The sequence below is a fragment of the Microcella putealis genome, from assembly GCF_004216575.1.
Taxonomy (GTDB): domain Bacteria; phylum Actinomycetota; class Actinomycetes; order Actinomycetales; family Microbacteriaceae; genus Microcella; species Microcella putealis.
Window position 1 is genome coordinate 116,888 of the sequence record NZ_SGWW01000005.1, and the last position, 17,142, is coordinate 134,029.

Here is a 17,142-nt window from a genome sequence, read left to right on the forward strand (position 1 = left end):
CGCCCTGCTGGATAGGCTAGGTGAGTGGCTGAGAGATTGCGCCTAGTTGACCTGGTTCACGCCCGGATCACCGGCTTCCTGGACGACCGCGCGAGCCACCTCGATTCGGTCGCCGATGAGCTCGGCGTCTTCATCGACGCGTCGCGCGACTTGCTCGCGGGCGGCAAGCGGTTCCGCGCCCTGTTCGCCTACTGGGGGTGGCAGGCCGTTGCCGGGTCGGCGCGACCGGATGATCCTCTCGCGACGCTGGACGAGCATCCGGATATCGACGCCGTGATCGACGTCGCGGCAGCGCTCGAGCTGTTCCAGGGTGCCGCTCTCGTGCACGACGACATCATGGACAACTCCGACACCCGCCGGGGCAAGCCGGCTGCGCATCGGCGTTTCGAGGCAGAGCACCGCGCCCGCGAGTGGGCCGGCAGCGATCGCGTCTACGGCACCTCGACGGCGCTGCTCCTCGGCGACCTCCTGCTCGGCTGGAGCGACGAGCTGCTCGACGACGGCCTGGGGCGCGTCGCCGACCGCCGTGCGGCGCGGGCCGCCCGCGACGAGTTCCGCACCATGCGCACCGAGGTCATGCTCGGTCAATACCTCGACATCTACGAAGAGGTCGCGTGGCGCGACGCCGACGAACGCGATCAATTGCCGCGCGCCCACCGCGTCGTGACCTACAAGTCGGCGAAATACTCGATCGAAGCGCCGCTTGCGATCGGCGCGCTGATGGCCGGCGGCACCCCCGAGCAGGTGGAAGCCCTCCGCGCGTTTGGTCTGCCGCTCGGCGTCGCGTTCCAATTGCGCGACGACCTGCTCGGCGTCTTCGGTGACCCCGAGATCACCGGCAAGCCCGCCGGCGACGACCTCCGCGAAGGCAAGCGCACGGTCATCATCGCGCTCGCGCGCGCCGGCCTGCCCTCGGGCCCGCGCGCCCTGATCGACGAGCTACTCGGCGACCCCGAGCTCACGGCGCACCAGGTGGCCACCCTGCAGGCCACCATTCGCGACAGCGGCGCCGTCGAGACGGTCGAGTCGATCATCAGTCGCTCGGTCGCCGACGCTCTCGCGGCGCTGGAGGCGGCACCGATCAGCCGCGCTGCGCAACGAGAGCTTGAAGGGCTTGCCGACCTCGTCACGCGCCGCAGCAGCTGACGAGGTCGGCTGCGATGGCAGGCGATCGCGGGGACGGGTTAGAACGCGAGAACCTGCGCGATCCGGCGCACCTCGGCCTTACGCCCCGCCCGCAGTGACGCGATGGGGGCCGCATCGAGCTGGTCGTTCTCGGCGAGCATCCACTGCATCGCCTCATCATCGCTGAACCCGGCATCGGCGAGCAGGGTCAGCGTGCCGGGCAGGCCGTGCACCGGCTCACCGTCGACGAGGAACTCCTCGGGCACCACCAGCACACCGTCGCGGCGCACCGCGAGCAATTGACGCTCCTCAAAGAGGCGATGGATCTTGCCTGGGCCGAGCCCGAGAATCTCGACGAGGTCGGGCACGGTCAGCCAGCGGGACGATTCGACGTTCACGTCTTTAGGGTGCCAGACCCCGGGCGCTGAGGGCAGCACGGTCAATTGTTTCGAGCGTGTTACCTCTCGTCACATCTTCCCCATCTGTTGACACCAGTTGTACTGTGTAACAAGCGGAAGGGGGATTTCCGCCCGTTCTCGTTGTCTGAGGACGCCGACAGCGCCTGGGGGTACCCGACACGATGTCCGTCAACACCGAATTCAGCGCGGCCGAGACGCAGCGTTTCGAGCACGAGCAGAAGGCCGCCGCTGACCGCGCCCGAGCCGTGTTCGCCGGTCTCGCCCCTCGCGCCACGGGCACGCCTGCCCCGTCAGCACCGGCGACGGGTGCCGCGTTCCGCCGGCCCGCCCGCCCCTCCATCGGGCGCACCGCGGCGCTCAGCACCATGCCGGTCGTGCTCACGGGCGCCATCGTGCTCGGCCTGGGGCTCACCGGGCCGGTTGACTCTGCTGCTGCCGCGCGCAAGCCTCTCGCTCCCAAGCCCCAGCTGAACCCCGGCGCCCCGAGTCTGCGGTCGGCGCTGACGCAGGTCGGGGCGGCTCTCACCCCCGGTGCGCTGGGCGCGCGTGCCGTCGCGGCGGCGGCAGCCCCCGCCTCGTACACCGTGCAGGCCGGCGACACGGTGAGCGACATCGCTCAGCGCTACGGCCTGTCCACTCCGAGCATTCTCGCGCTGAACGGGCTGAGCTGGAATTCACTGATCTTCCCCGGCCAGGTGCTGCAGCTGACCGATGCGCCGGCGAAAGCGCAGGCACCAGCACCCGCGCCCGTTCCCACCGTGACCGAGGGGCGCTACCAGGTCGTCGCCGGTGACACGGTGTCGGCCATCGCCGCGCGATTCGGCATCACTACGCAAGCCGTGCTCGACGCCAACGGCCTCGGCTGGCGCAGCATCATTTACCCCGGCCAGAGTCTGGTGATTCCCGGTCACACATCGAGCGCGGGCGCGGCAGCCACGGAGCCCGCAGCCCCTGTCGACGACGCGGTCATGAGTATGCCTGTGAGCGAACGCCCCACCCTTCCCGGAGGGCCCGCCGAGGACGAGCGCGCCGCCGCACCCGCAGCGCCCGCCCCGGCTCCGGCTCCCGCGCCGGCCCCGGCTCCGCCCGCCGCGGCACCCGCACCCGCACCCGCGCCGGCCCCGGCACCCGCCCCGCCCGTTGCTCCGCCCACGACACCGCCGGCTGGCACGATTACGGCGCTCAACGCCGACCAGCGCGCGCACGCGCAGACGATTATCTCGGTGGGGCGTCAACTGGGCGTGCCCGACTACGGCATCGTGATCGCGCTGGCGACGGCGATGCAAGAGTCATCGCTGCGCAACCTGTCGTGGGGTCACCTCGACTCGGTCGGCCTGTTCCAACAGCGCCCCTCGAGCGGCTGGGGAACCCCCAGCCAACTGCAAGACACGGCCCATGCCTCGCGGCTGTTCTACGGGGGGCCGTCGAACCCCAACCGCGGCGTCACGCGCGGTCTACTGGACATTCGCGGATGGCAGTCGATGTCGCTCACCGTCGCCGCGCAAGCCGTGCAGATCTCGGCGTACCCCACGGCCTACGCGAAGTGGGAGACGAGCGCGCGCGCCTGGCTCGAGCAACTCGGCTGACCCGTGTGGCGCACCCCGCCTGAGCGGGCCGCCGACCTAGACTCGACAGGGTGAGCGCCGCGCCCGGAGACCCGTTGATCGGTCGCCTCATCGACGGCCGATATCAAGTGCGCTCACGCATCGCGCGCGGCGGCATGGCGACCGTGTATCTCGCCACCGACCAACGGCTTGACCGCCTCGTTGCGGTCAAGATCATGCACGGCCACCTCGCCGATGACAGCCAATTCAAAGAACGCTTCATCCAAGAGGCGCGGAGCGCCGCGCGATTGGCGCATCCGAACGTTGTCAATGTCTTCGACCAGGGCCAAGACGCCGAATCAGCCTACCTCGTTATGGAGTACCTGCCGGGCATCACCCTGCGTGAGCTGCTGCAGGACTACGGCGCCCTCACCCCCGAACAGACGCTGGATATCGGCGAGGCCGTGCTGGCCGGGCTCTCGGCCGCACACAAAGCCGGCATCGTGCACCGCGACCTGAAGCCCGAAAACGTGCTGCTCGCCGACGACGGACGCATCAAGATCGGTGACTTCGGTCTCGCCCGCGCCGCGAGCGCGAACACGGCCACCGGTGCCGCGCTGCTCGGCACGATCGCCTACCTCTCCCCCGAGCTGATCACTCGAGGCATCGCCGACACCCGCAGTGACATCTACGCGCTCGGCATCATGATGTTCGAGATGCTCACCGGCGAGCAGCCATTCAAGGGCGAACAGCCCATGCAGATCGCATACCAGCACGCGAACGACTCGGTGCCGGCTCCCAGCAGCGTGAACCCCGACGTACCCGCCGAGCTCGATGAGCTCGTGCTGTGGGCGACCTCGCGGGAGCCCGCCGACCGGCCAGCGGACGCCCGTGCGCTGCTCGAGCAGCTGCGCGAGACGGCACGCTCACTGGCGACATCGATCGTCGCGACCGGCCCCCAGCAGACCATGGTGCTGCCGCCGCTGTCGACCTACCAGCCGTCGACCGCTGAAACGACCGTCATCGCACCGCTGACGACAGCGGGGGCTCGCGCAGCGGCACCGCCCGCAGACCCGGGCACGCCCGCCCAGCAGCTGATGCTCGCGGCCCCGTCACGACGTCGCCGCGGCATCGCGCTCATGCTCATCGTGCTCCTCGTGGCGGGTCTCGCCGCGCTCGGAGGATGGTGGTTCTCGGCGGGCCCCGGCGGCACGGTGACGGTGCCCGAGGTGACGGGCGCCAGCGAGGCGGAGGCCCGGGCGACGCTGACGGACAGCGGTCTGATCGTGCTCGAGCCGTCGACGCTCGAATACTCGCTCGACATCGAAGCCGGACGCGTCATTCGCACCGACCCCGCAGCCGGGACCGCCCTGCCGCGCGACGCGGAGATCACCCTCATCGTGTCCCAGGGAGCCGAGCCAACGACGCTGCCCGACGTCCGGGGAGTACCCGAAGCGGATGCGCGCGCGGCGCTGGAGGACGCCGGTTTCGTTGTCGCGGAGGAACGCTCCGAACAGTTCAACGGCGAGATCGCCGACGGTTCCGTGCTCGCCGTGCGCGACGCCGGTGGGCAGGGGCTCGAGCCGGGGGCGTCGTCGTTCCGCGGCACACCGGTGTCACTGTTGGTGTCGGTCGGCGCGATCCCCGAGGTGCGGGGGCTCACGGTCGAGGCCGCGCAAGCCGAACTCGCCCGTCGAGGACTGACCGGTGTCGTCGAGTCGAACGTGTTCGACAACGACATCGCCAACGGCTCCGTGATCGGGTACAGCGCGGTGCCCGAGATCGTGGCACCGGGAGACACACTCGGTCTCGTCGCATCGCGCGGCCCCGACCTCGTCGAGATCCCAGACGTCACCGGCGAGACGATCAGCGACGCCATCGAAATTCTCGAGGGCGCGGGATTCCGGACTCCCGAAACTCTCGACACCAACGTGCCGCGGCTCGGATGGGGACTCGGCGTGTTCGGCGTGCAGCGAACGGAGCCGGCCGGCGGGGAAAGCGCGGTCAGAGGCTCGACCGTGCAAATCGTCGCACGGTACTAGGGCTAGGCGCCTGCCGCGCGACGAGTTCGGCTAGCGGGACAGCTCTTCGGCGACGAGGAACGCGAGCTCGAGCGACTGCATGTGGTTCAGTCGCGGGTCGCACAGCGACTCGTACCGCGTGGCAAGGGTCTGCTCGTCGATCATCTCGCTGCCGCCGAGGCACTCGGTGACGTCGTCACCCGTCAGTTCCACGTGGATGCCGCCGGGGTGCGTGCCCGCAGCGCGGTGCGATTCGAAGAAGCCCTTGACCTCGTCGACGACGTCGTCGAAACGACGCGTCTTGTAGCCGGTGGGCGTTGTCAGGCCGTTGCCGTGCATGGGGTCGGTCACCCACAGGGGGTTCGCGTCCATGCCCTTGATGGCCTCGAGCAGCGGCGGAAGCGCGTCGCGGATCGTGCCGGCGCCCATCCGCGTGATGAAGGTCAGGCGACCAGGCTCGCGGTCGGGGTCGAGCACATCGATGAGCCGCTCCATCGTCTCGGGCGTCGTCGACGGGCCGAGCTTCACGCCGATGGGATTGCGGATGCGTCGGAAGAAGTCGACGTGAGCTCCGTCGAGTTCGCGCGTGCGCTCGCCGATCCAGAGGAAGTGGGCGCTCGTGTTGTACGGCAGCCCCGTGCGCGAGTCGATGCGGGTCATCGGCCGCTCGTAGTCCATCAGGAGGCCCTCGTGGCTCGAGTAGAACTCGACGCGCTTCAGCTCGTCGAAGTCGGCGCCCGCCGCCTCCATGAACTTGATGGCGCGATCGATCTCTTTCGCGAGCCCCTCGTAGCGCTGGTTCGCGGGGTTCGCCGCGAAGCCCTTGTTCCACGAGTGCACCATGCGCAGATCGGCGAAGCCACCCTGCGTGAACGCACGGATGAGGTTCAGCGTCGAGGCGCTCGTGTGGTAGCCCTGCAGCAGACGACGCGGGTCAGCCTCGCGCGACTCGGGGGTGAAGTCGTAGCCGTTGACGATGTCGCCGCGGTACGCGGGCAGGGTGACGTCGCCGCGCGTCTCGGTGTCGCTCGAGCGGGGCTTCGCGAACTGACCGGCCATGCGGCCCATCTTGATGACGGGCATCGATGCGCCGTAGGTGAGCACGACAGCCATCTGCAGGATGGTCTTCACCCGGTTGCGAATCTGATCAGCGGTGGCGCCCGCGAAGGTCTCGGCGCAGTCGCCGCCCTGCAGGAGAAAAGCGTCGCCGCGGGCCGCACGGGCCAGGCGGTCGCGCAGGTTGTCGACCTCACCGGCGAAGACCAGGGGCGGCATCGTCGCGAGCTCGGCCGAGGCAGCCTGCGCCGCGGCGGCGTTCGGCCACGCGGGCTGCTGCTTGATCGGCAGGGTGCGCCAGTGGTCGAGACCGGTAACGATGTCGGGGTCAGCAGCGATCACAGTTTCGGTCGGGTCGACCACGGGCGGCACTCCAGTTGACGAGAGGGGGTGGATCCGCGACGAGCGCGGCGACGCGGCGGCGTGAGCCCCGCGCATTCGAGCCTAGCCCAGCGCGCCGGGCGCTTCTGTCGTCGCGGCGGCGGCCGCTCAGGGCTCAGCGAACGTGGGCGGGGCGCTTGTCACGCACGGTCGTGGCGTACACGTCGCGGTACTCCTGGCCGCTCAACCGCCCGAGTTCGTACATGATCTCGTCGGTGATCGACCGCAGCACAAAGCGGTCGCCCTCCATTCCGGCGAAGCGACTGAAGTCGAGGGGTTCGCCGAAGACAATGCCGGGGCGGAGCACCTTCGGCACGCGGGTGCCGATCGGCATGACCTTTTCGGTGTCGATCATCGCGACGGGGATGACAGGGGCGCCCGACTCAAGGATCATGCGGGCAACGCCGGTGCGACCCCGATACAGGATGCCGTCGGGGCTGCGCGTTCCTTCGGGATAGATGCCGAGAGCGCGCCCCTCGGCGAGCACCCGAAGCCCCGTGTTCAGCGAGGCTTCCGACGCCTTGCCGCCCGAGCGGTCGATCGGCAGCTGACCCGAGGCTTCGAAGAACATCTTCGTCAGCCAGCCTTTGAGGCCGCGGCCGGTGAAGTAGTCGCTCTTGGCGAGAAACACCACGCGGCGATCGAGCACGAGCGGCAGAAAGATCGAGTCGACGAACGACAGATGGTTGCTCGCGAGAATGACGGGGCCCGAGCGCGGAACGTTCTCGATACCGCGCACCCAGGGGCGGAAGACCGTCAGCAGGATGGGACCGATGACCAGGTTCTTCATCAACCAGTAGAACATCGTCGCTCCCCTCGCAGTGGCCTCGCCAAGACTAACCCCGCGGGGCCGCGCCGATGGCCGCGGCGTGGATGCGCGCGAGGTCGGCAGCGCCGACGACGCCCGCGTCGTTGACGAGCTCGGCGACCACGAAGCGCGGCTCGGGGTGGTAGCCGCGCGCCGGCAGGTGCGCGAGGTACGACTCACGAACGGGCTCGAGCAGCAGCTCGCCCGCCACCGACACTCCCCCACCGAAGACGAACAGCTCGGGGTCGAGCACGGCTCCGAGGCTGGCGCACGCCTGACCCAGCCAGTGCCCCAACTGACGCAGCGCGTGGAGCGCGCCCGGATCACCGTCCGCGAGAAATTGCGCGAGCATCCCGCCGGTCAGTTCGCCGGCGTCGCGACGCGCCGTCGCCAGCGTGGTGCCGATGCCGCCCGCGTCGGCGATCTCGTTCGCCATGCGCAGCAGTGCACGGCCCGAGCCGTACTGCTCGATGCAGCCACGGGCTCCGCACCCGCAGGGCAGCCCGTCGGGCACGACGCGCAGGTGGCCGAGCTCGCCGGCCGCGCCGAAGCCGCCGCGCACCAGCTGGTCGCCGATCACGATCGCCCCGCCCACGCCGGTACCGATGGTGAGCATCGTCATGTGGTGCGCGTCGCGGGCGACGCCGTAGCGAAATTCGGCCCAGCCCGCGGCGTTCGCGTCGTTGTCAATCGTGACGTCCATGCCTAGCCGGGCCCGCAGGCGGTCACGGAACGGCTCGTTGCGCCACGAGATATTCGGGGCGTAGTAGACGGTCGACTGCTCGGCGTCGATGAACCCGGCGGCGGCGACACCGGTCGCGATCACCGTGTGGCCGGCGCTCAGGCGCTCAACCATCCCGGCGACGATCTCGACGATCTCTGCCGGGTCGGATGCGGGGGTCGGCTGACGCTCTTCCGCCACGATGGCGCCGTCATCCGTAACGAGCGCTCCCGCGATCTTCGTTCCGCCAATGTCGATCCCAATTGCATGCACGGGTCGCCATGCTAGCGCCCACAGGCCCTGCACAGCTCATGGCGGCGCGGGTAAGGTTGTCGCATCGTCACCAACCACCGACCGGTGCCAAAGGAGCTACCGTGAATGAATTCGTCGTCCCGGCTGTCGTCACCCCCGACCCCGACGCGAACACCACCGATCTGCTCGTCGATCGTGTTGCCCAGGCACCCGCCGACGCCCTCTTTGCTCTCCCCACCGCCGACGGCGGCTGGGAGGACGTGACGGCGGAAGAGTTCCACCGCCAGGTCGTCGCTCTCGCGAAGGGCTTCGTTGCCGCGGGCGTCGAGCCCGGCGACAAGATCGGCTTCATGTGCAAGACCCGCTACGAGTGGACGCTCGTCGATTTCGCGGCGTGGTTTGCCGGAGCGGTGCTCGTGCCGATCTACGAGACCAGCTCGCCGAGCCAGATCCAGTACATCCTCGACGACTCGGAAGCGAACCACCTCATCGTGGAGTCGGCCGAGCACTACGCGCGCTTCGACGAGATCGCCAGCGAGGTGCCGAACATCGGCCACGTTTGGCAGATGCACCTGGGCGCGCTCGAGAAGCTCGCCGCAGATGGCGCCGACGTGACCGATGAGGCCGTCGAAGCGCGCCGCAGCGCCGCGGTCGGAAGCGACCTCGCCACGCTGATCTACACCTCGGGCTCGACCGGTGTGCCGAAGGGCGTCATGCTGACGCACTCGAACTTCGTCGAACTGTCGCGCAACGCGCGCATCGCGATGAAGGAGGTCTTCGCCCCCGGCGCCTCGACGCTGCTGTTCATCACGACGGCACACGTCTTCGCCCGCTTCATCTCGATCATTTGTGTGCACGGCGGCATCAAGGTTGGGCACCAGGCCGACACGAAGCAACTACTGCCGGCGCTCGGCTCGTTCAAGCCGACCTTCCTGCTCGCGGTTCCCCGCGTGTTCGAGAAGGTCTACAACTCGGCCGAGCAGAAGGCCGAGGCTGGCGGCAAGGGCAAGATCTTCCGAAAAGCCGCCGACACCGCGATCGAGTACTCGAAGGCCCTCGACACCGGCCACGTTCCGCTGGGGCTGAAGCTGCGGTTCACCCTGTTCGACAAGCTCGTCTACTCGAAGCTGAAGAACGCCATGGGCGGCCGCGTGCAGTACGCCGTCTCGGGCTCGGCGCCGCTCGGAACGCGCCTCGGCCACTTCTTCCGCGCGTTGAACGTGCGCATCCTCGAGGGCTACGGCCTGACGGAGACCACGGCACCGGCGTCGGTGAACCTCGTCAACAACTTCAAAATCGGCACCGTGGGCCCCGCCCTGCCCGGCGTGGGCATCAAGCTTGCCGAGGACGGCGAAATCTTGATCACCGGCGTGAACGTGTTCGCCGGTTACTGGAAGAAGCCGGAGGCGACTGCCGAGGTCATGACCGAGGACGGCTGGTTCCACACCGGCGACATCGGCACGATCGACGACGACGGCTACCTCACGATCACGGGCCGCAAGAAAGAGATCATCGTCACCGCCGGCGGCAAGAACGTCGCTCCGGCGGCCCTCGAAGACCCGATTCGGGCGAACCCCATCGTGGGTCAGGTCGTCGTGGTCGGCGACCAGAAGCCCTTTGTGTCGGCGCTCATCACTCTCGACCCCGAGATGCTGCCGGTGTGGCTTAACAACAACGGCGAAGACGCGCAGATGTCGCTGGCCGATGCCGCCAAAAACCCCAAGGTGCTCGCCGAGGTGCAGAGCGCGGTGGACGTCGCCAACGGCCGCGTCTCGCGTGCCGAGTCGATTCGCAAGTTCGTCATTCTTGGGAGCGAGTTCACGGAAGACTCGGGGCACCTCACCCCGAAGATGAGCATCAAGCGCCACGTGATCACGAAAGACTTTGCCGACGTGATCGACGGCATCTACTCGGGAGCGCCCGAGACGCAGGGCATCTCGCTCAGCCAGTAAGCGTGACGGCCGCGGTCAGGGGCGCTGGAACCACTCGGCGCCCCTGATCGCGCGCATCGCCTCACGCTTCAGCTCGGGCTCAAGCCCCTCCACGTACACGCGCCCGTCGAGGTGATCGGTCTCGTGCTGCAGCGCCTGAGCGAGCAGGCCCTCGCCCTCGACGATCACCGCGTTGCCCTCGAGGTCGATACCCTCGACGCGCGCCCACGGGTGGCGCATGCGGGGGTACGCAAGACCGGGCACCGAGAGGCAGCCCTCATCGACCGGTTCGGGCTCACCGCGCACCTCGACGAGGCGCGGATTGATGACGTAGCCGAGGCGCTCGTCGACGAAGAAGCTGAACACGCGAAGGCCTACGCCGATCTGGTTGGCCGCGACGCCCGCGCGCCCGGGCACCTGAACGGTGTCGAGCAGATCGGCCACCAGCTGACGCACGCGGTCGTCGATGGTGGTGACCTCGTCAGTGCGCGAGCGCAATACAGGGTCGCCAAACAGGCGAATCGGACGAACCGTCATGGGATGCGCTACGCGGTCGGGCGCGGAATGCCCTCGACCACCAGGGCCGCCAATTCGCGCGCCGCGTGGCGGGTGTACGGCTTCAGGTCGCTCCACTTCACGACACTGCCGGCGGCGAGCACCTCGTCGTAGGGGATGCGCACAATCTCGCGCACACGCGAGGCGAAGTGCGCCTCGATTTCTTCGAGCTTCACGAGGTTGGTGCCCTGGGTCGCGGTGTTGATGGCGACCACGGCACCGCGCACCAGGTGCTCGTAGCCGTTCGCCTCGAGCCAGGTCAGCGTTTCGCTGGCCAGCCGGGCCTCGTCGACGCTGCCGCCCGACACGATGACGATCGTGTCTGCCCGGTCGAGCGTCGGACGCATGACCGAGTGCACGATGCCGGTACCGCAGTCGGTGAGCACGATCGAGTAGTACCGCGCGGCGAGATCGGCGACCACGTTGTAGTCGTCAGCGTCAAACGCTTCGGACAGCAGCGGATCGGTGTCGCTCGCCAAGACGTCGAGGCGCGTCGCGTCACGCGAGACAAAGGTCGAGAAGTCGTTGTACGCGCCGATCGACGCCGCCTTGTTGACGACGTCGCGCACCGTCGAGCGGGTCTGCTTGGCGACGCGCTCAGCGAGGGTGCCTCGGTCGGGGTTCGCGTCGATCGCGATCACGCGGTCTTCGCGCACCGAGGCGAGAGCCATGCCCAGCAGCGTCGTGACGGTGGTCTTGCCCACGCCGCCCTTGCGCGTGAGAACCGGCACGAAGCGGGAGTCGAGGCCGAGCGGAGCCGCGATGCGCGCATCCAACTCCTTGCGTTCCCGCACGCGACGCGAGTCGCCAATGTTTACCTGGCGCAGCGTCGTCGTGTACACGAGGCGCGGCCAGAAGCCCTCCGGCCCGTTCGGACGCGCCCGCTTCGGGTCAAGGAGGCGGTCGGCCGTGAGCATTCCCGCAACCTCGGGGCCAGCGTTGCCGTAGCCCGCACGGCGCGTGAGGTCAGCCGGCAAGGCCGCGGGGTCAATGGTGCTCAAGTCGGGCTGGGTCAAGACGCTCTGCAGGCGCTGATCGGTGAGCGGAATCGTCGTCGCACCGGTCTGCAGCATCTCAACAATCTGCGGGTCGACGCCGCGCTCGACGAGCTCGGCCGTCGGGTCGTGCGGAGCATCGTGCGTGGTTGCGGGCAGGTCGACCTCGATCGAGAGCGAGTCGGGGACCTGCGCGATGAGCTCGCTGCCTCCGCCGGGCTCGACGCCATCATTGACCGTGCGCGGCGCGGACGTACCGACCACATCGGTCGACACGTCGCCCTGTGCGTCGCGTTTCTCGGCCATGCGGCCTCCTTCCGGTTGTCGACACGCCAGTGTAGCGGCCATGCCGACCGGGCAACCCCGCCGGCTAGGAGCTCACCACGACCAGCAGGTCACCCGCCTCCACCTGTTGCGTCGTCGGAATTGCGCGACGCTCGACGGTGCCGGCGACTGGCGACGTGATCGCGGCCTCCATCTTCATCGCCTCGATCGTGGCAATCGTGGCGCCCACCTCGACCTCGTCGCCCTCGTCAACCTGCAGCGTGACGACGCCGCTGAACGGCGCGGCGATGTGCCCGGGCTTCGCCGGGTCGGCCTTTTCGGCGGATGCGGTGTCGACCGCGATGGACCGGTCGCGGATCAGCACCGGTCGCAATTGACCGTTCAGGGTGGCCATGACGGTGCGCATGCCCTTCTCGTCGGCTTCGCTGATGGCTTCCAGACCCATGAACAGGGTGACGCCGCGCTCCATCTCGATGACGTGTTCCTCGCCCGGCTTCAGCCCGTAGAGGTAGTCGGGCGTCGCGAGCGCCGACACGTCGCCGAACTGTTCCCGCACCTGCAGGAACTGTTGGGTCGGTTGGGCGAACAGCAACTGGTTGAGCATGAGACGCCGCTCGTCGGTCGTGCCGTCGAGCGCTGCGCGTTGCTCGGCCGTGAGCTCGGTGACCCCCGGCTTCACCGTGCGCCCCTCGAGAACCTTCGTGCGGAACGGCTCGGGCCACCCGCCCGGCAGGTCGCCCAGCTCGCCCGCCATGAAGCCGATCACCGAGTCGGGGATGTCGTAGTTCTGCGGGTTTTCTTCGAAGTCTGCCGGGTCGGCGCCCGCGGCCGCCATCTGCAGCGCGAGGTCACCGACGACCTTCGACGACGGCGTGACCTTGGTCGGACGCCCCAGAATGCGGTTGGCTGCGGCGTACCAGTCTTCGATGAGCTCGAAGCGGTCACCGAGGCCAAGGGCGATCGCCTGCTGGCGCAGGTTCGACAGCTGGCCGCCCGGAATCTCGTGGTGGTAGACGCGACCAGTCGGCCCGGGAAGACCCGACTCGAAGGGCTTGTAGGCGCGGCGCACGGCCTCCCAGTAGGGCTCGAGATCGCTGACCGCGTCGAGGTCGAGGCCCGTGTCACGCTCGGTGTGCGCGAGGGCCGCCACGAGTGCCGACAGGGACGGCTGCGACGTTGTTCCGGCCATCGGCGCGCTGGCGGCGTCAACCGCGTCGGCCCCCGCGCGGGACGCCGCGAGCAGGGTCGCGAGTTGACCGCCCGCGGTGTCGTGCGTGTGCACGTGCAGGGGCACGTCGAATCGCTCGCGCAGGGCGGCAACGAGCTTCTCGGCGGCACCCGCTCGCAGGAGCCCCGCCATGTCTTTGATGGCGAGGATGTGCGCACCGGCATCAACGATGCGCTCGGCCAACGCCAAGTAGTAGTCGAGCGTGTAGAGGTCTTCGGCCGGGTTCAGCAGGTCGCCCGAGTAGCACATCGCCACCTCGGCGACCGAGCTTCCGGTCTCGACCACGGCGTCGATCGCCGGGCGCATCTGGTCGACGTCGTTGAGGGCGTCGAAGATACGGAAAATGTCGATGCCCGTCGCGGCCGCCTCTCGCACGAACGCGTGCGTCACCTCTGTCGGGTACGGCGTGTAGCCCACCGTGTTGCGCCCGCGCAACAGCATCTGAATGGCGACGTTCGGCAGGGCCTCGCGCATGGCGGCCAAACGCTGCCAGGGGTCCTCCCCAAGGAAACGCAGCGCCACGTCGTAGGTGGCACCGCCCCACGCCTCGACGCTCAGCAGTTCGGGCGTGAGCCGCGCCACGTGGGGCATGACCGCGACGAGGTCGCGGGTGCGCACGCGCGTGGCGAGCAGCGACTGGTGCGCGTCGCGGAAGGTGGTGTCGGTGACGGCGAGCGCGGTCTGCGCCCGCAGCTCGGCGGCGAAGCCGACCGGGCCGAGTTCACGCAGGCGGTCGCGCGAGCCGGCCGGTGCCGCGGCCTCGAGGTCGACGGCCGGCAGCTTGATCGCCGGGTCGATGACGCCCGTTCCGGGACCGTTCGGCTGGTTCACCGTGACATCGGCGAGCCAGGTCAGCATCTTCGTGCCGCGGTCTTTCGAGGGGTTCATGGTGACCAACTGCGGGCGCTCGTCGATGAACGAGGTCGCGAGGTCGCCCGCGAGAATCGCGGGGTCGTCGAGCACGGCCTGAAGGAAGGGGATGTTCGTGGTCACGCCACGGATGCGGAACTCGGCAAGGCCACGCTTCGCGCGCCCAACGGCCGTCGCGAAGTCGCGACCGCGGCAGGTCATCTTGGCGAGCATCGAGTCGAAGTGCGGGCTCACCTGCGCGCCCGCCGCGATCGTGCCGCCGTCGAGGCGCACGCCAGCGCCACCGGGCGAGCGGTAGGTGGTGATCTTGCCGGTGTCAGGGCGGAAGCCGCTCGCGGGGTCTTCCGTCGTGATGCGACACTGCAGCGCGGCGCCGCGCAGGTGGATCTGCTCTTGGCGCAGCCCGAGCCCCTCGAGGGTCTCCCCCGCGGCGATGAGCATCTGCGCGCGAACGAGGTCGACGTCGGTGACCTCTTCCGTCACGGTGTGCTCGACCTGGATGCGCGGGTTCATCTCGATGAAGACGTGCTGGCCGGCCCGCTCACCGGCCGTGTCGAGCAAGAATTCGACGGTGCCGGCGTTGACGTAACCGATCGACTTCGCGAAAGCGACAGCATCCCGGTACATCGCCTGGCGGATGCTCTCGTCGAGATTCGGGGCCGGCGCGATCTCGACGACCTTCTGGTGGCGACGCTGGATCGAGCAGTCGCGCTCGAACAGGTGCACGGTCTCACCCGTCGCGTCGGCAAGGATCTGCACTTCGATGTGGCGCGGACGCACGACCGCCTGCTCGAGGAACATGGTCGGGTCACCGAAGGCGCTGTCGGCCTCGCGCATGGCGGCCTCGAGGGCGGGGCGCAGCTCGTCTCGGGTCTCGACCCGGCGCATGCCGCGCCCACCGCCGCCGGCGACGGCCTTCGCGAAGATGGGGAAGCCGATCTCGTCGGCGGCCGCGACCAAGACCTCAATGTCCGTCGTGGCCGGGCTCGACTTCAGCACGGGCACGCCCGCGGCAATCGCCTTGTCTTTTGCCGACACCTTGTTGCCGGCCATCTCGAGCACCTCGCGCGGCGGCCCGATGAAGGCGATGCCGTTGGCCCGTGCGGCTTCGGCAAGGTCGGGGTTCTCACTCAGAAAGCCGTAGCCGGGGTAGATGGCGTCAGCGCCCGACAGTTTCGCGACGCGAATGATCTCGTCGACGTCGAGGTAGGCACGCACCGGGTGCCCCTCGTCGCCGATCTGGTAGGCCTCGTCGGCCTTCAGGCGGTGGAACGAGTTGCGGTCTTCATACGGGAAGACGGCGACGGTCTTGGCGCCGAGCTCGACCGCGGCGCGAAACGCCCGGATGGCGATCTCTCCACGATTGGCGACGAGAATCTTCTGAAACATTGCGTCCTTTCCTGGCACGACGGCGAGGCGTCGCGTCGGGGGTGGTGGCCGGGGACGTCCGCGGACGGTGCGGATGCACGCGTTCCATAGCCTAGTGAAGGTAGGGTCTTCTTCCGTGCACGTACTGAGCATCAGCTCCCTCAAGGGGGGCGTCGGCAAGACGACCGTGACCCTCGGGCTCGCGTCTGCGGCGTTCTCGCGGGGCTTACGGACACTGGTCGTGGACCTCGATCCGCAGTCGGACGCGTCGACCGGCATGGACATCCAGATCGCTGGCCGCCTCACGATCGCCGACGTGCTCGGCTCGCCGAAGGAGCGCATCGTGCGCCAGGCGATCGCCCCCTCTGGCTGGACCCGCGGCCGCCCCGGCACCGTTGATGTGCTGATCGGCAGCCCGAGCGCCATCAACTTCGATGGCCCGCACCCCTCCATTCGCGAAATCTGGAAGCTCGAGGAAGCGCTCGCGCACATCGAGAGCGAGTACGACCTCGTGCTCGTCGACTGCGCGCCCTCGCTCAACGCGCTCACCCGCACCGCATGGGCCGCCAGCGACCGCGTCATCGTGGTCACCGAGCCCGGCCTGTTTTCCGTCGCCGCTGCCGACCGAGCCCTGCGCGCGATCGAGGAGATTCGCCGCGGGCTCTCGCCGCGCCTGCAGCCCCTCGGCATCGTCGTCAATCGTGCCCGCGTGCAGAGTCTCGAGCACCAGTTCCGCATCAAAGAGCTGCGCGACATGTTCGGCCCACTGGTGCTCTCACCCCAGCTGCCCGAACGCACCTCCCTTCAGCAGGCGCAGGGTGCCGCGAAGCCCCTCCACGTGTGGCCGGGCGAGAGCGCGCAAGAGATGGCGCGCAACTTCGATCAGCTGCTCGATCGCGTCATGCGCACGGCGCGCATCGGCGAGTACGCCCAGCAGTAGGGCGGGCGCGTCACGAGAGCTGCGCGTGGCGCGTCGTGACGGTGACCATCAGCGACGGAGCTACGAGCGCACCGGCGCAGGTGGCGCAACGAGCGAACTAGCTGGCGCGGGTGGCGCGACGAGCGGCGAGCTCGTCTTTCGGGTCGGCGGTGGGGCTCGCGTCGAGGTCGATGAGCTCGGTCTCGACCTCGCGCAGCACCTTGCCCACCGCGATGCCGAATACTCCCTGACCGCGGCTGACGAGGTCAATGACCTCATCGTCTGACGTGCAGAGGTAGACGCTCGCACCGTCGCTCATCAGCGTCGTCTGGGCGAGGTCATGCACGCCCGACTCGCGCAGCTGCTCGACCGCGGTACGGATCTGCTGCAGCGAAATGCCGGTGTCGAGCAGGCGCTTAACGAGCTTCAAGACCAGGATGTCGCGGAAGCCGTAGAGGCGCTGCGTGCCCGAGCCAGCGGCACCACGCACGGTCGGTTCGACCAACTGCGTGCGGGCCCAGTAGTCGAGCTGGCGATACGAGATTCCGGCGGCGCGAGCGGCAACGGCGCCGCGATAGCCGGCTTCGTCGTCGAGGTCAGGGAGGCCGTCCGTGAAGAGCAGGCCGAGGTCGTAGCGTTCGTCGCTGCGGCTGCTGTCCGTCAT

Annotated in this window: 13 protein-coding genes; 5 read left to right on the forward strand and 8 right to left on the reverse strand. The window is 68.8% G+C overall.

All coding sequences use genetic code 11. The features are described 5' to 3' along the window. Window positions 1-24: 24 nt before the first annotated feature. Window positions 25-1,146 carry a polyprenyl synthetase family protein gene (locus EV141_RS11550; RefSeq protein ID WP_130486121.1) on the forward strand — a complete coding sequence of 374 codons (1,122 nt, stop codon included), beginning with the start codon at window positions 25-27 and terminating at the stop codon, window positions 1,144-1,146. Window positions 1,147-1,184: 38 nt separating this feature from the next. On the opposite strand, the gene EV141_RS11555 is transcribed toward EV141_RS11550, so the two are convergent. Further along, the gene (locus EV141_RS11555; protein WP_130486122.1) at window positions 1,185-1,523 is read right to left on the reverse strand and encodes an Rv2175c family DNA-binding protein; all 339 of its coding nucleotides are present in this window, start codon (window positions 1,521-1,523) and stop codon (window positions 1,185-1,187) included. A 182-nt stretch (window positions 1,524-1,705) separates the two neighbouring features. Here EV141_RS11555 and EV141_RS11560 point away from each other — a divergent pair, with 182 nt between their 5' ends. Beyond that, window positions 1,706-3,130 (forward strand): LysM peptidoglycan-binding domain-containing protein, encoded by a 1,425-nt coding sequence (locus tag EV141_RS11560; RefSeq protein WP_241969242.1) that lies wholly within the window; start codon window positions 1,706-1,708, stop codon window positions 3,128-3,130. Between the two features lie 50 nt (window positions 3,131-3,180). Continuing rightward, a complete protein-coding gene (gene pknB, locus EV141_RS11565; protein ID WP_130486123.1) occupies window positions 3,181-5,130 on the forward strand; it encodes a Stk1 family PASTA domain-containing Ser/Thr kinase in 1,950 nt (649 codons plus the stop codon). A gap of 30 nt (window positions 5,131-5,160) precedes the next feature. On the opposite strand, the gene EV141_RS11570 is transcribed toward pknB, so the two are convergent. The 3 genes from EV141_RS11570 to EV141_RS11580 all read right to left on the reverse strand — a co-directional run bounded on the left by EV141_RS11570 (window position 5,161) and on the right by EV141_RS11580 (window position 8,348). Beyond that, the gene (locus EV141_RS11570) at window positions 5,161-6,528 is read right to left on the reverse strand and encodes a class II 3-deoxy-7-phosphoheptulonate synthase (RefSeq protein WP_375880251.1); all 1,368 of its coding nucleotides are present in this window, start codon (window positions 6,526-6,528) and stop codon (window positions 5,161-5,163) included. 133 nt (window positions 6,529-6,661) lie between these two features. Beyond that, window positions 6,662-7,351, reverse strand: coding sequence for a lysophospholipid acyltransferase family protein (locus EV141_RS11575; protein WP_130486125.1), 690 nt, complete (start codon window positions 7,349-7,351; stop codon window positions 6,662-6,664). Between the two features lie 31 nt (window positions 7,352-7,382). Next, window positions 7,383-8,348, reverse strand: a complete 966-nt coding sequence (locus tag EV141_RS11580) for an ROK family glucokinase (protein ID WP_130486126.1) — start codon at window positions 8,346-8,348, stop codon at window positions 7,383-7,385. A 101-nt stretch (window positions 8,349-8,449) separates the two neighbouring features. Here EV141_RS11580 and EV141_RS11585 point away from each other — a divergent pair, with 101 nt between their 5' ends. Further along, window positions 8,450-10,279 (forward strand): AMP-dependent synthetase/ligase, encoded by a 1,830-nt coding sequence (locus EV141_RS11585; RefSeq protein WP_130486127.1) that lies wholly within the window; start codon window positions 8,450-8,452, stop codon window positions 10,277-10,279. Between the two features lie 15 nt (window positions 10,280-10,294). Here EV141_RS11585 and def read toward each other — a convergent pair whose 3' ends face one another. From def to EV141_RS11600, 3 genes are all read right to left on the reverse strand, one after another. Next, window positions 10,295-10,795, reverse strand: a complete 501-nt coding sequence (def, locus tag EV141_RS11590; RefSeq protein ID WP_130486128.1) for a peptide deformylase — start codon at window positions 10,793-10,795, stop codon at window positions 10,295-10,297. An 8-nt stretch (window positions 10,796-10,803) separates the two neighbouring features. Next, the gene (locus EV141_RS11595; RefSeq protein ID WP_185740126.1) at window positions 10,804-12,114 is read right to left on the reverse strand and encodes a MinD/ParA family ATP-binding protein; all 1,311 of its coding nucleotides are present in this window, start codon (window positions 12,112-12,114) and stop codon (window positions 10,804-10,806) included. Window positions 12,115-12,178: 64 nt separating this feature from the next. Beyond that, window positions 12,179-15,580, reverse strand: coding sequence for a pyruvate carboxylase (locus EV141_RS11600; RefSeq protein WP_130486130.1), 3,402 nt, complete (start codon window positions 15,578-15,580; stop codon window positions 12,179-12,181). 115 nt (window positions 15,581-15,695) lie between these two features. Between EV141_RS11600 and EV141_RS11605 the strand changes: the two genes are divergently transcribed. Beyond that, window positions 15,696-16,499, forward strand: coding sequence for a ParA family protein (locus tag EV141_RS11605; RefSeq protein ID WP_130486131.1), 804 nt, complete (start codon window positions 15,696-15,698; stop codon window positions 16,497-16,499). 97 nt (window positions 16,500-16,596) lie between these two features. Here EV141_RS11605 and EV141_RS11610 read toward each other — a convergent pair whose 3' ends face one another. Beyond that, the gene (locus tag EV141_RS11610; RefSeq protein WP_130486132.1) at window positions 16,597-17,142 is read right to left on the reverse strand and encodes a MerR family transcriptional regulator; all 546 of its coding nucleotides are present in this window, start codon (window positions 17,140-17,142) and stop codon (window positions 16,597-16,599) included.